Here is a 12,523-nt window from a genome sequence, read left to right on the forward strand (position 1 = left end):
GGTGAAACTCTCTTACGCGGTAGGGGGTGGTGACGCGGCCCGCCGGGGCCGGCCGCGTCACCGGATGACGCTTGGGGGTTTCTTCAGGCGGAGGCCTTCACGATGTAGTCCACGGCGTCCTGGACCGTGACGAGATCCTTCACGTCGTCGTCCGGGATGGTCACGCCGAACTTCTTCTCGGCGTTGACCACGATGGTCATCATGGAGATGGAGTCGATGTCGAGGTCGTCGGTGAACGACTTGGAGCCCTCGACGGCGTCCGCGGAGAGGCCCGTCTCCTCGTTGATGATCTCTGCGAGGCCCGCGAGAACCTCTTCCTGCGTATGAGCCATTGTCTTCCTCTCTGGTGTTTTTCTCCTGCGCTTAAGCGGCGTCAGGATCGCGTCGGTAGAGTTTTACCCCGCCGATGATTGTACGGCACGGGCTTCGCCGCTTGCGGCGCCTATGGCAGTACGATCACCTGCGCGCCGTAGACCAGGCCGGCACCGAAGCCGATCTGCAGCGCCAGGCCGCCGCTGAGCTGCGGCTGCTCGCGCAGCAGGCGTTCGGTGGCCAGCGGGATCGAGGCGGCCGAGGTGTTGCCGTTGTCGGCGATGTCGCGGCCGATGGCGACGTCCGCGGGCAGGCCGAGCTGCTTGGCGAGTTCGTCGATGATCCGCATATTGGCCTGATGCGGAACGAACGCGGCGAGGTCTCCCGGCTCCACGCCGGCGACGTCCAGTGCCTGCCTGGCGACCTCCGCCATCTCCCAGACCGCCCAGCGGAACACGCTGGGACCGTCCTGCCGCAGGGTCGGGAACGGCGTGCCGGGCGTGTCGCGCAGCTCCAGGAAGGAGCTGGTCATCCTGATGGTCTCCCAGTTCTCGCCCTTCGAGCCCCAGACGCTGCGGGAGATCCCCGGCGTGTCCGAGGCCGAGACCACGACCGCGCCGGCGCCGTCGCCCAGCAGGAAGGAGATGGACCTGTCCGTCGGATCCACGAAGTCGGAGAGCTTCTCCACGCCGATCACCAGCACATGCTCGGCGGTGCCGGCCCGTACCAGCGCGTCGGCCTGGGCGATGCCGTAGCAGTAGCCGGCGCAGGCCGCGGAGATGTCCCAGGCCGGCACCGGGCCGGTGCCGATGCGCGTGGTGAGGGCGGAGGCCGCCGAAGGGGTGGCGTACGGGAACGTCACCGTGGCCACCAGCACCGCACCGATGTCCGCGGGGGAGATGCCGGCGTTGGCGATGGCCTCGACGGCGGCTTCCTCGGACATCTCCAGGACGCCGATCTCGGCGCCGGCCCGGTGCCGGGTGACGATGCCGGTGCGCTGCCGGATCCACTCGTCCGAGGAGTCGATGGCCTCGATGAGGTCCGCATTGGGAACGGCGTGCTCGGCGCGGTAACCGCCGATGCCGCTGATGCGGGAGTAGGGGACGGGCTCGGCGGTCTTGAGAACGGTCACGCTGCTGCCTGCTTCCGGTGAGTCGCGATGAATTCTGTGGCGGCGTCGAGGTCGTCGGGGCTGCGCAGCGCGAAGGTCTCCACGCCCTTCAGCTCCCGCTTGGCCAGGCCGACGAGGGTGCCGGCCGGCGGGAGTTCCAGCAGCCCGGTCACGCCGAGCGAGGCAAGCTCCGCCTGGCACAGGTCCCAGCGGACCGGCCGGGTGACCTGGCTGACGAGAGAGGAGAGCACATCGGCGCCGGAGCGGACCGGCTTGCCGTCGGCGTTCGAGAGCAGGGTCACGGCCGGATCGGAGACCTGCAGCTGGCGGGCGTAGGCGGCCAGCTCGTCCTGGGCGGGCGCCATATAGGCGGTGTGGAAGGCGCCGGCGACCGGCAGGGGGATCACGCGGGCACGCTCGGGCGGGTTCTCCGCCAGCGCGGCCAGCCGGTCCAGTGCCCCGGCGGCCACGGTCTGGGCGGCGCCGTTGACATTGGCGGGGCTGAGCCCGTGGGCTTCGATGACGCCGCGCACCTGGGCCGGGTCCCCGCCGACGACGGCGCTCATGCCGGTCGGTTCGGCCGCGGCGGCACGGGCCATCCCGCTGCCGCGCAGCGCCACGAATCGCATCGCCTGCTCCTCGTCCAGGACGCCGGCGGCCTGAGCGGCGCCGATCTCCCCGACGGAGTGCCCGGCCAGGACATCGGGACGGGCCGCGCCGCCTGCCGGGAAGAGCTCGGCGAAGGTGGCGATGGCGGCGGCGACGAGCAGCGGCTGGGCGACCGCGGTGTCCTTGATCGTCTCATCGTCGGAGACGGTGCCATGGGCGATGAGATCGGCGCCGCTGTGGGCGGCGAGCCGCTCGAACCGCTCCCGGAATCCGGGCAGTTCCAGCCACGCGCTGAGGAATCCTGACTTCTGCGCCCCCTGACCGGGGCATACGATTGCTAGCACTCTTCTACTCTGGTCCTTTTTCTCGGGGAAACCACACACCGACAGCTACCAAGCGCCCGGCGAGGGGTTGTGGGATGACGACAACTCGCCGGCCGGTGCCTGCGCCGCGAGCCGCCCGAAGACGAGGGCGCACCGCAGGACGAACGCCGGTCGCGATCTGGTCGGATCGTACGGGATGACCTCGGCCACCTTCCGCAACCGGTAGCGCACGGTGTTCGGATGCACGTACATGGCCTTGGCGGTCGCCTCCAGGGAATTGCCGCAGTCCAGGTACTGGCTGACGGTCTCCAGGAGGTTGCCGCCGGCCTGCGCCAGGGGATGGTAGACCTCGGCGATCAGGGTGCGGCGGGCTGCCTCGTCGCCGGCCAGGGCCCGCTCGGGCAGCAGATCCTCCGCTCGCACCGGACGCGGCGCGCCCGGCCAGGCCGCGACCGCCCGGAGCGCGCTATGGGCGGCTCGTGCCGACGCCCCCGCCTCGGCCAGGGTCGCCACCTGCGGGCCCAGGACGACGGGGGCAGGGCCGAAGAGCTCGCCGAGCTGCTCGCCGGCCTGCTGGAAGTCCTCGCAACCGCCGAGCACGATGAGCAGCCGGTCGTCGTGGATGCCCACCAGGCAGTCCTCCGCCCAGGCGCCGGCCTTCTCGCGGACCTGCTCCACCGACCGGCCGGCGCGCTGCGGCGCCTGCCCGAGCAGAACGGCCACCGGACCCTCGCTGCGCCAGCCCAGAGCCGCCGAGCGGGTGCTCAGTTCCGGTCCCGCGTCGCCGCGGACGAGGGCGTCGATGACCATCGCCTCCAGGCGGGCGTCCCAGGTGCCGCGGGCCTCGGCCGCGCGGGCGTACACATCGGCGCCGGCGAAGGCCACCTCCCGGGAGAAGCGCAGCACCGCCTCGCGCAGATCCGCCTGTTCCCCGGGGCGGGCGAGGTCCGGTACGCGCTCCTCCACCACCTCCACCACGACGCGCAGCAGCTGCAGCGTCTGAGTCAGGGAGATGGAGCGCACTAGCTCCCGGGGGGCGGCGCGGAAGATCTCGCTGACCATCCGGATCGGCATGCTCGGCGTGCGGTACCACTCCACGAACGAGGAGATGCCGGACTGGGCCACCAGCCCCACCCAGGAACGGTCGGCGGGCGGCATTGCCCGGTACCAGGGGAGCCGCTGATCAAGGCGGGTGAGGATGGCGGTGGACAGGGTGCCGATGCCGGCCTTGAGACGACGTCCGGTCTCGGCCCGTCGGCGGATCTCCTCAGCTTCGAGCTCTACGGCCATGCGCTCCAGCTTAATGGATGATCCACTTCGTTTCGTACAGCACCTCCAAGACGATCGTGAACTGAGCACAAAAGGCGGCGCCCGCTGGGAGAACGCGGGTCCTCCCAGCGGGCGCCGCCTGTGCCGGACGGGCCGTCTGGCGGGATCAGCAGGGTCTCACGACTCGCCGCCGGCGTTCCCGCTGGTACCGGCGGTGACGTCGTCCAGGCGGTACTTCCGGGCGGCCTTCGCGGCGGCCTTCGGCTTGATCACGCCGCTGTCGGCCAAGCTCAGCAGCGCCTGCACCACGACCGAGGGGCCGTCGACGTGGAAGTACCGGCGAGCGGCCGGGCGGGTGTCGGAGATCGCGTAGCCGTCGGTGCCCAGCGAGGTGAAGTGCTGGGGGACGTACTGGCGGATCTGATCGGCCACGGCACGCATGTAGTCGCTGGTGGCGATCACCGGCCCCTCGGCCTCGGCGAGCTTCTGGGTCACGTACGGCACCCGGGCGCCGCCCTCGGGATCCAGCAGACGTGCCTTGTCCGCTGCCAGGCCGTCGCGGCGCAGCTCGGTCCAGGAGGTCACGGACCACACATCGGCGCTCACGCCCCAGTCCTCGGCCAGCAGCTCCTGCGCCTCGAGCACCCACGGCACGCCGACGCCGGAGGCCAGCAGCTGCACCTTCGGCCCGTCGAGCTCCGGGCCCTTCTTCAGCAGGTACATGCCCTTGACGATGCCCTCGGTGTCGATGCCCTCCGGCTCCGCCGGCTGCACCATCGGCTCGTTGTACAGCGTGATGTAGTACAGGACATCGGGATCCTTGCGCGGATCCTCCGGATCGTACATCCGGGCCAGGCCGTCGCGGACGATATGGGAGATCTCGTAGCCGTAGGCCGGATCGTAGGAGATCACGGATGGCATCGTGGACGAGAGCAGATGGGAGTGGCCGTCCCCGTGCTGCAGGCCTTCGCCGGTCAGGGTCGTCCGGCCGGCCGTCGCGCCCATCACGAAGCCGCGCGTCATCTGGTCCCCGGCGGCCCAGAAGCTGTCGCCGGTCCGCTGGAAGCCGAACATCGAGTAGAAGATGTAGAACGGGATCATCGGCTCGCCGTGAGTGGCGTAGGAGGTGCCGGCGGCCGTGAGCGCGGCGGCCGCGCCGCCCTCGTTGATGCCCACGTGCAGCAGCTGGCCCTGCTCGGACTCCTTGTAGGCCAGGAACAGATCCCGGTCGACGGAGGTGTAGTTCTGCCCGTGCGGGTTGTAGATCTTGGCGGTGGGGAAGAACGAGTCCATGCCGAAGGTACGGGCCTCGTCCGGGATGATCGGGACGATGCGCTTGCCAAGCTCCTTGTCCCGCATGAGCTCCTTCAGCAGCCGGACGAACGCCATCGTCGAGGCGACTTCCTGCTTGCCGGAGCCGCGCTTGAGGCCCTCGTAGGCCTTCTCGCCCGGGAGCGTGAGCTGGGTGTACTTGGAGCGGCGCTCCGGGACGAAACCGCCGAGCTTGCGACGGCGTTCGCGCAGGTACTCGACCTCTTCGGCGTCCTCACCCGGGTGGTAGTACGGCGGCAAATAGGGATCGGCCTCGAGCTGCTCGTCGCTGATCGGGATCTGGAAGTGGTCCCGGGCCAGCTTGAGGTCGTCGACGGCCATCTTCTTCATCTGGTGGGTCGCGTTGCGCGCCTCGAACGTCGGGCCCAGGCTGTAACCCTTGACCGTCTTGGCCAGGATCACCGTCGGCTGACCGGTGTGCTCCATCGCGGCCTTGTACGCGGCATAGACCTTGCGGTAGTCGTGCCCGCCGCGCTTGAGGTTCCAGATCTGCTCGTCGGAGTAGTTCTCCACCAGCGCCTTGGTGCGCGGGTCCCGTCCGAAGAAGTTGTCCCGGACGAAGGCGCCGTCCTCGCCCTTGTAGGTCTGGTAGTCGCCGTCCGGCGTCTGGTTCATCAGGTTCACCAGCGCGCCGTCCCGGTCGCGGGCGAGCAGGTCGTCCCACTCGCGGCCCCAGATGACCTTGATGACGTTCCAGCCGGCGCCGCGGAAAAAGGACTCCAGCTCCTGGATGATCTTGCCGTTGCCGCGCACCGGTCCGTCCAGGCGCTGCAGATTGCAGTTGATCACGAAGGTGAGGTTGTCCAGCTCCTCGAAGGCGGCGGTCTGCAGCAGGCCGCGGCTCTCCGGCTCATCCATCTCGCCGTCGCCCAGGAACACCCAGGTGTGCTGCTGCGAGGTGTCCTTGATGCCGCGATTGTGCAGGTACTTGTCGAACTGCGCCTGGTAGATGGCGTTCATCGGGCCCAGGCCCATCGACACGGTCGGGTGCTCCCAGAAGTCCGGCATCTGCCGCGGGTGCGGGTAGGACGGCAGGCCCGCCGGCTTGCCGTCGATCCGGTGGGAGGCCTGCTGACGGAAGCCGTCGAGCTGCTGCTCGGTGAGCCGTCCCTCGAGGTAGCCACGAGCGTACATGCCGGGGGAGGCGTGCCCCTGGAAGTAGATGTGGTCGCCGCCGCCGGGGTGGTCCTTACCGCGGAAGAAGTGGTTCAGGCCGACCTCGTAGAGCGTGGCGGAGGACGCGTAGGTGGAGATGTGCCCGCCGACGCCGATGTCGGGGCGCTGGGCGCGGTGCACCATCACCGCCGCGTTCCACCGGTTCCAGCGGCGGTAGCGCCGCTCGATCTCCTCGTCGCCGGGGAACCAGGGCTCGTCCTCGGGGCCGATCGTATTGACGTAGTCGGTGGCGGTCAGGCTGGGCACGCCGACGTTGAGCATCCGGGCACGCTGGAGCATGCTCAGCATCACGTAGCGCGCCCGCGTCCGGCCGCCCTCTTCCACCAGTGCGTCCAGCGACTCGAGCCATTCCTGCGTCTCCTCCGGGTCCGTGTCCGGCACCTGGCTGGGGAGACCGTTGAGAATCGGGCCCTGCGCGTCCCTTTGTGCCACTGTTGTTCCTCTCGGTACGTCGGGTCCCTCGCTGCGCGGCGCATGTCTGGCGCACAGGGTGAGGGCGGTGTGGGCAGTGTGGTCGCTATGCGGTCACCAACGTCACTGCAAGTGTAATCGCCGTGTTTTTCACCCAGCCTAGGTCACGCCCGGGCATCGGGGGCGCGCGCCGGGGTGTGATGTGGACCCCAGGAGGCGTCTTGAGGGCGCCGGGAGATGCCGGGCGTGAGCGCATTCGCCGCAAGGTATTTGCCCGGTCTGGCCTGGTGGACCAGAATACGAGTATGAATGCCAACCCTTCTGAGCGGACGATCGCCGCGGATGGCGAATCCACCCATCGGCGCCATGGCGAGCTCGGCGAGAACCTGCAGTTCACTACGGGTTCCCTGATCCAGGAACTGGGCTACGACGACGATGTGGATTTCGACCTCAGGGAAGCCCTGGAGGACATCACCGGAGAGGAACTCCTGGACGAGGACGCCGATGAGGTGGTCGACGGCGTGATCCTCTGGTGGCGTGACGGTGACGGCGATCTGGTGGACGCCCTGGTCGACGCCCAGGCCACCCTGGACGAGGGCGCCGTGGTCTGGCTGCTCACCCCCAAGGCCCGCCGGGACGGGCATGTGTCCCCGGCCGAGGTGGCCGAGGCCGCCCCGACCGCAGGCCTGCACGTGACCAAGACGCTCAGCGCCGCGGAGGACTGGGCGGCCACCCGCCTGGTGAACAAGAAGACCTACGGCTGATGACCGTCGTCCGGCTTGCCGCGGGGGATGCGGCCCCGCCGTTCGATCTGGACTCCGGGCAGGGCCCGCGGCTGACGCTGGAAGAGCTGGAGCGGGACCATTCGCGCCTGCTGCTGGTGTTCTACCCCTTCGCGTTCTCCCCGGTATGCGACTCGGAACTGGCCGAACTGGCCGGGATGCAGGAGGAGCTGGCGGCGACCGGCACGGGCGTGGCGGCGATCTCGACCGATCCGAAGTACGCCCTGGCGGCATTCGCCGCCGAACGTGACCTCCGCTTCCCGCTGCTCTCGGACTTCTGGCCGCACGGGGCGACGGCCCAGGCCTACGGCACCTTCGACGACTCACGCGGGACCGCGCTGCGCGGGACGTTCCTGATCCGCCAGGGCCGGCTGCTGGCCGCGGAGGTCGGTCCCGCCGGTCAGGCCCGGGATTTCCGGGCATTCCTGGCGGCTCGCAGCCCGCACCACTGAAAGGACGAGCATATGGCCACGCTGTTCACCAAGATCATCGGCGGCGAGATCCCTGCCCGGTTCATCCACCAGGACGAGACCGCGGTGGCGTTCCTGGACGTCACTCCCATCACCGACGGGCATGCCCTCGTCCTCCCACGGCGCGAGGTGAGCCACTGGCTCGACCTGACCCAGGACGAGCTGCATCACCTCATGGACCTGGCGCAGCGGATCGGCCAGGCGCAGAAGGCGAGCTTCGACTGCGACCGGATCGGCCTGCTCATCCAGGGCTACGAGGTGCCGCATGTGCACATCCACGTGTGGCCGACCAAGAGCACTGAGGACTTCCGCATGGACCGGCGCCGGGGGAACGCGGATCCCGCGGCGCTGGACGAGGCGGCGCAGACGCTTCGCACGGCGCTCGGCTGAAACGGCGGCGCCTGAAAAACGCCGGCGCTGGAACGTCGCTGGCGTTTCAGCCCATCCGGTAGGCCTTCACACCCAGGGCGTGCGTGACCGAGCCGCGGGCGGCCGGCGCTGCCCGGGCGGCCGCTGCGGCGGTGACCTCCTCGAGCATGGCGCGGGGGTCGAAATCCCCGCCGATCTCCGCCAGATACTCGCGGTGCGCCTGCAGGGAGCGAACAGCCTGCTCCAGCGGTTCGCCGGAGACGTCGATCAGGTGGTCCGGTTCCGCGCCGGCCACCAGCAGCCACCGCGTGCCCCAGGCTTCGAGGCCCTGCTCGCGCAGTCCGGGGAACACCCACGGATTGTCGGCGTCGCGGATCGCGTCCACCGTGGCGATTCCCGCCGCGCGATGGTCCGCGTGGTTCAGCCCCCAGGAGACGTCCAGGTCCCAGGGCTGGGTGAGAACCACCTGCGGCCGGGTACGGCGGATCGCCCCCGCGATGGCCTCGCGGACGGGAAGGCCGGCTTCCAGGGTGCCGTCGGGGAAGTCCAGGATGACGAGATCGTCGACGCCGACTTCCCGGCAGGCCGCGCGCTGCTCCCCGGCCCGTAGCGGCGCCACCTCGTGCGGGGGCCTGCTCCGCATTCCCGCCTCCCCGGCGGTCAGCAGAAGATAGGAGACGTCGATGCCGCGTGCCCGCCAGCGGGCCACGGCGGCGGAAGCGCCGTACTCCAGGTCGTCGGGGTGAGCGGCGACGCAGAGCACACGCTCGACGGCGCGCTCGTCGAAGAACGGGAGACCGGTCATGGCCTCAAGTCTGGCAGAACAGACGTGGCTTAGGTAAGCGAGACTGAACGCCGCCAGAGCGGAGCCGGAATGCGACAACGGCCCCGATCCGAGTGTTTCCACTGGTCAGGGCCGTTGTTTCTGTGGTCGGGATAGCGGGATTCGAACCCACGACCTCCTCGTCCCGAACGAGGCGCGCTACCAAGCTGCGCTATATCCCGATGTGCCGTCCTGCGTTCTGGCACGACTCATATCCTAACCCGATCCCTGAGCGTTTCTCAAAACGCTCCCGGGCGCCGAGGCGGCCTCCTCGCCGGGGAGCCGATCGGCTATCTTGGGATCGGGCCGCCGCGACCGCGCCGGCGGCGCGGAGAGCACGAGCAATCACGGGGAGGCCCACGGTGAAGATCGCCGTCTGGCAGGCATTGAGCACGAGCGCCGATATCGACGCCAATCTGGACCGCCTCGGGCGAGCCGCCGCCGAGGCCGCCGCATCCGGCGCGGAGCTGCTGATCACCCCGGAGATGTTCCTCACCGGCTACAACATCGGCGACGCCACCCGCACCCTTGCTGCCGAAGCGCCGCTGGACCGGCTCGGGGAGATCGCGGCCGCGCACGGCATCGGCCTGATCGCCGGCGGGCCGGCACCTGCGGCCCACGGCTGTCACAACGCCGCGGCGTTCATCGCCGCGGACGGCAGCACCCTGGCCGTGTACCGCAAGACGCATCTGTTCGGCGACCTCGACCGGGCGCAGTTCCTGGCCGGCGACGAGCCCACCACGATGGTCGAGTACCGGGGCCTGAAGATCGCCATGCTGATCTGCTACGACGTGGAGTTCCCCGAGGCAGTGCGCGCAGCGGCGCTGGCCGGAGCCGATCTCGTGGCGGTGCCGACGGCGCAGATGCAGCCGTTCAGCTTCGTCAACCTGCACCTGATCCCCACCCGCGCCTGGGAGAGCCAGATCTACGTCGCCTACGCCAACCAGCACGGCATCGACGGCGACTTGGAGTACGTGGGCCTGAGCACCATCGCGGCGCCGGACGGGAACGTCCTCGCCCGGGCGGAGGAGTCGGGGGAGGAGATCATCTACGCCGAGGTCGACGCCGCAACCGTCGCCGCGGCCCGGCAGGCCAACCCGTACCTGGATGATCTGCGCCGGGAGCTGTTCCGATGAGCGGGCCCGGCCCGGAAGCGGCAGGGGCCGCCACGGACATGACGGCGCAGACCACGGCGCAAACCGAGGCGCTCATTGTCATCGACGTGCAGGACGCCTTCGACGAAGCCGGGTTCTGGGGTCCGACGACGAACCCGGAGGCGGAGGCACGCATCGGCGATCTGCTCTCGCATTGGCGGCAGACCAGGCGCGGGCCCGTCGTGGTCGTGCGGCACGACTCGCTCAATCCCGCCTCGCCGCTGCATCCGGATCATCCCGGCAGCCGGCTGAAGTCCTTCGTCGATGCCCAGGCTGCCGATCTGCTGATCGCCAAGGACGTCAACTCGTCCTTCCTGGGCCGCCCGGACCTGCACGCCTGGCTGCAGGGCGAGGGGATCGGAGCGATCGTGCTGTGCGGCATCCAGACGAACATGTGCGTCGAGACCACCGCGCGGATGGGCGGCAACCTGGGATACCAGGTGACCGTGGCGCTGGACGCGACGCGGACTTTCGACGCCACCGCGCATGTGCCCGGGACCGGCGACGTGACGGTGCCCGCAGCCGAGCTCATGCGGGTGACCGCCGTGAACCTGGCTTCGGACGGCTTCGCACGGGTCCGGTCGACCGCGGAGATCCTCGGCGCGCGCAGCTGACGTCTCGTCCACGCCACCGACGCCCCGCGGGTCCGCACCGGGTCGCCGGAGGCTCTAACCCGCCGGGACGATGAGGCAGCCGCAGTCCTCGCACTCGAACACCTGATCCTCGGGCAGGGCGGCGAGGGTGCGCAGGTCGACTTCGCTGAGCAGCCGGCCGCAGCCGGGGCAGCCGGAGCCCTCCTGCTGGGCGGCGCCGACGCCACCGGCATCGACGACCTGCTGGTAGGCCCGCAGCACGGGAGCCGGGATCTGGGCGGCGAGCCTGGTGCGCAGCTCCGTCAGCTCCGCGATCTCCTTCTCCACCGCCTCCAGCGCCTGCCCGCGCGCCGCGGCGGCAGCCTTGCCGTCACGGGCGACCTCCTCGGCCTCGGCCTTCAGCTCGGCGATCTCCGCGTCCAGGCGCTCCTTGCGGTCGAGCAGATCCAGTTCGGCCTCCTCGGCGCTCTCCAGCCGTGCCTTCAGGCCGTCGATCTCCTCCTGCAGGGTGATCAGATCCCGGGAGGTGAGCCCCTCGCCGCTGTTCAGCCGGGAGGTGTCGCCCGCGATGCGGGAGGACAGCGCGGCGACATCGGTCTCCGCGCCCTGCACCTCCACCGCTAGGCGTTTCTGCTCCTCGGCGAGTTCTCCGTGCCTGCGGCCGAGTTCCCGGTGCCGCACCACCAGCTCGTCGAGGCGCTGCTGCTCCGGCAGCGTCTCCTTGCGGTGCCGGGCGGTGCGCAGCTGACGATCCGCATCGGCTAAGTCCAGCAGAGTGCGCCGCTGGGCGGCGGGAAGGGTGGGCATGAGTGCTCCCGTCGGTTAGGTGTTCTGGTGGACCCGGAAGGCCCACGGGTCGCTGGAGGCTTCCGAGACCACGGTCTCCACCTCGAATCCCTGTGCCTGCAACTGCCGGTGGAGCTGCTGCGCCGCACGCGGGAGCCAGATGCTCTCGCTGGCCCAGTGCGCGGTGTCGATGAGGGCCGGCCGGCCGCCGTGCGGGCGCCTGGCCGCGGTGTCGAGGGCCTCGGCGGCCGGGTGGTGCCGCAGGTCGGAGGTGAGGTAGACATCGGCGTCCGTTCCCCGGACCAGCCCGAACAGGCTGTCGCCGGCCCCGGAGCACACCGCCACCCTGCGCACCGGCAGCTCGGGATCCCCGGCGACCCGCAGGCCCTGCACCGTTGCCGGCAGCGCGTCCGCGGCGGCCTCGGCGAAGGCACGCAGCGTCGTGGTCGCGGGGAGATCGCCGATCCGCCCGATGCCGGTGCCCGGTTCCGGTGCTCCCGGGTCTTCCAGCGGGCGGGCGTCCCGGACGCCGAGCGCCTCGATCAGGACGTCGTTCACCCCGCCGACGGCCGCATCGGCGTTGGTGTGCGCGTTGTACTGGGCGATGCCGTGGCGGATCAGCGTGGTGAGCTGCCCGCCCTTGAGGGTGTCTGCGGCCACGCTGGTCACGCCGCGCAGCAGCAGCGGGTGATGGGTGAAGAGCAGATCGGCCCGCAGCCGGATAGCCTCATCGATCGTCGCATCGCAGGGATCGAGCGCCAGCAGGATCCGCCGGACCGGTTGCTCGCGGTCACCCGCCGCCAGACCCACCACATCCCAGTCCTGGGCGAGTTCGGGCGGCCACAGCGCCTCGGCGGCGGCGATGACGTCGGTGAGGCGCGGCGTGGCGGCACCGGGGCTCGTTCCGGGCGCTTTCGAGGTCTCGGTCGTGGCGTGCGGTCCCATGATGCTCAAGCCTATATGGGCTCTTCGGACTTCTGGTGGGGAGCGGGACTCGCGGCGT

General features: G+C 70.1%; 13 protein-coding genes and 1 tRNA gene. 5 read left to right on the forward strand and 9 right to left on the reverse strand.

Translation table 11 applies throughout. From position 1 onward, the window contains the following. Nucleotides 1-83: 83 nt before the first annotated feature. The 5 genes from IEW13_RS04985 to aceE all read right to left on the reverse strand — a co-directional run bounded on the left by IEW13_RS04985 (nt 84) and on the right by aceE (nt 6,564). On the reverse strand, nt 84-332 hold the full coding sequence (locus tag IEW13_RS04985; RefSeq protein WP_188549826.1) for an acyl carrier protein: 249 nt from the start codon (nt 330-332) through the stop codon (nt 84-86). A gap of 110 nt (nt 333-442) precedes the next feature. Beyond that, on the reverse strand, nt 443-1,444 hold the full coding sequence (locus IEW13_RS04990; protein ID WP_188549827.1) for a beta-ketoacyl-ACP synthase III: 1,002 nt from the start codon (nt 1,442-1,444) through the stop codon (nt 443-445). After that, nucleotides 1,441-2,376 carry an ACP S-malonyltransferase gene (locus IEW13_RS04995; protein ID WP_188549828.1) on the reverse strand — a complete coding sequence of 312 codons (936 nt, stop codon included), beginning with the start codon at nt 2,374-2,376 and terminating at the stop codon, nt 1,441-1,443. The genes IEW13_RS04990 and IEW13_RS04995 overlap by 4 nt, the downstream gene beginning before the upstream one ends. A 45-nt stretch (nt 2,377-2,421) precedes the next feature. Next, nucleotides 2,422-3,645 carry a PucR family transcriptional regulator gene (locus IEW13_RS05000; RefSeq protein WP_188549829.1) on the reverse strand — a complete coding sequence of 408 codons (1,224 nt, stop codon included), beginning with the start codon at nt 3,643-3,645 and terminating at the stop codon, nt 2,422-2,424. Between the two features lie 156 nt (nt 3,646-3,801). Then, the gene (gene aceE, locus IEW13_RS05005) at nt 3,802-6,564 is read right to left on the reverse strand and encodes a pyruvate dehydrogenase (acetyl-transferring), homodimeric type (protein ID WP_188549830.1); all 2,763 of its coding nucleotides are present in this window, start codon (nt 6,562-6,564) and stop codon (nt 3,802-3,804) included. Between the two features lie 284 nt (nt 6,565-6,848). Here aceE and IEW13_RS05010 point away from each other — a divergent pair, with 284 nt between their 5' ends. The 3 genes from IEW13_RS05010 to IEW13_RS05020 are packed head-to-tail and all read left to right on the forward strand — an operon-like array spanning nt 6,849 to nt 8,185. Beyond that, nucleotides 6,849-7,307: a DUF3052 domain-containing protein gene (locus IEW13_RS05010; protein WP_188549831.1), complete on the forward strand. Its 459-nt coding sequence runs from the start codon at nt 6,849-6,851 to the stop codon at nt 7,305-7,307. Next, nucleotides 7,307-7,777: a redoxin domain-containing protein gene (locus tag IEW13_RS05015; RefSeq protein ID WP_188549832.1), complete on the forward strand. Its 471-nt coding sequence runs from the start codon at nt 7,307-7,309 to the stop codon at nt 7,775-7,777. The genes IEW13_RS05010 and IEW13_RS05015 overlap by 1 nt, the downstream gene beginning before the upstream one ends. Nucleotides 7,778-7,789: 12 nt before the next feature. Next, nucleotides 7,790-8,185 carry an HIT family protein gene (locus IEW13_RS05020; protein WP_188549833.1) on the forward strand — a complete coding sequence of 132 codons (396 nt, stop codon included), beginning with the start codon at nt 7,790-7,792 and terminating at the stop codon, nt 8,183-8,185. A 46-nt stretch (nt 8,186-8,231) separates the two neighbouring features. Here the strand turns inward: IEW13_RS05020 and IEW13_RS05025 are convergent, their stop codons facing one another. Both IEW13_RS05025 and IEW13_RS05030 read right to left on the reverse strand, forming a co-directional pair. Next, the gene (locus tag IEW13_RS05025) at nt 8,232-8,969 is read right to left on the reverse strand and encodes a PIG-L deacetylase family protein (protein ID WP_188549834.1); all 738 of its coding nucleotides are present in this window, start codon (nt 8,967-8,969) and stop codon (nt 8,232-8,234) included. Nucleotides 8,970-9,092: 123 nt separating this feature from the next. After that, a tRNA-Pro gene (locus IEW13_RS05030) sits at nt 9,093-9,169 on the reverse strand. A gap of 180 nt (nt 9,170-9,349) precedes the next feature. Between IEW13_RS05030 and IEW13_RS05035 the strand changes: the two genes are divergently transcribed. Together IEW13_RS05035 and IEW13_RS05040 are read left to right on the forward strand one after the other, a co-directional pair. Then, entirely contained in the window at nt 9,350-10,123 is a 774-nt protein-coding gene (locus tag IEW13_RS05035; RefSeq protein WP_229744941.1) for a carbon-nitrogen hydrolase family protein, read from the forward strand. Then, the gene (locus IEW13_RS05040; RefSeq protein WP_229744942.1) at nt 10,120-10,755 is read left to right on the forward strand and encodes a cysteine hydrolase family protein; all 636 of its coding nucleotides are present in this window, start codon (nt 10,120-10,122) and stop codon (nt 10,753-10,755) included. The genes IEW13_RS05035 and IEW13_RS05040 overlap by 4 nt, the downstream gene beginning before the upstream one ends. 54 nt (nt 10,756-10,809) lie before the next feature. Here IEW13_RS05040 and IEW13_RS05045 read toward each other — a convergent pair whose 3' ends face one another. Together IEW13_RS05045 and IEW13_RS05050 are read right to left on the reverse strand one after the other, a co-directional pair. Beyond that, entirely contained in the window at nt 10,810-11,541 is a 732-nt protein-coding gene (locus IEW13_RS05045) for a zinc ribbon domain-containing protein (protein ID WP_188549836.1), read from the reverse strand. 15 nt (nt 11,542-11,556) lie between these two features. Continuing rightward, nucleotides 11,557-12,465 (reverse strand): Nif3-like dinuclear metal center hexameric protein, encoded by a 909-nt coding sequence (locus IEW13_RS05050; protein ID WP_188549837.1) that lies wholly within the window; start codon nt 12,463-12,465, stop codon nt 11,557-11,559. Nucleotides 12,466-12,523 lie beyond the last annotated feature (58 nt).

The organism is Sediminivirga luteola, from assembly GCF_014639315.1.
In the GTDB taxonomy this organism is placed as follows: Bacteria; Actinomycetota; Actinomycetes; order Actinomycetales; family Brevibacteriaceae; genus Sediminivirga; species Sediminivirga luteola.

Bases quoted from the DNA above. Each gene is read 5' to 3' on its own strand.
- IEW13_RS04985 (WP_188549826.1), bottom strand. From the start codon at position 332: ATGGCTCATACGCAGGAAGAGGTTCTCGCGGGCCTCGCAGAGATCATC.
- IEW13_RS05000 (WP_188549829.1), bottom strand. From the start codon at position 3,645: ATGGCCGTAGAGCTCGAAGCTGAGGAGATCCGCCGACGGGCCGAGACC.
- IEW13_RS05010 (WP_188549831.1), top strand. From the start codon at position 6,849: ATGAATGCCAACCCTTCTGAGCGGACGATCGCCGCGGATGGCGAATCC.
- IEW13_RS05015 (WP_188549832.1), top strand. From the start codon at position 7,307: ATGACCGTCGTCCGGCTTGCCGCGGGGGATGCGGCCCCGCCGTTCGAT.
- IEW13_RS05020 (WP_188549833.1), top strand. From the start codon at position 7,790: ATGGCCACGCTGTTCACCAAGATCATCGGCGGCGAGATCCCTGCCCGG.
- IEW13_RS05025 (WP_188549834.1), bottom strand. From the start codon at position 8,969: ATGACCGGTCTCCCGTTCTTCGACGAGCGCGCCGTCGAGCGTGTGCTC.
- IEW13_RS05040 (WP_229744942.1), top strand. From the start codon at position 10,120: ATGAGCGGGCCCGGCCCGGAAGCGGCAGGGGCCGCCACGGACATGACG.
- IEW13_RS05045 (WP_188549836.1), bottom strand. From the start codon at position 11,541: ATGCCCACCCTTCCCGCCGCCCAGCGGCGCACTCTGCTGGACTTAGCC.
- IEW13_RS05050 (WP_188549837.1), bottom strand. From the start codon at position 12,465: ATGGGACCGCACGCCACGACCGAGACCTCGAAAGCGCCCGGAACGAGC.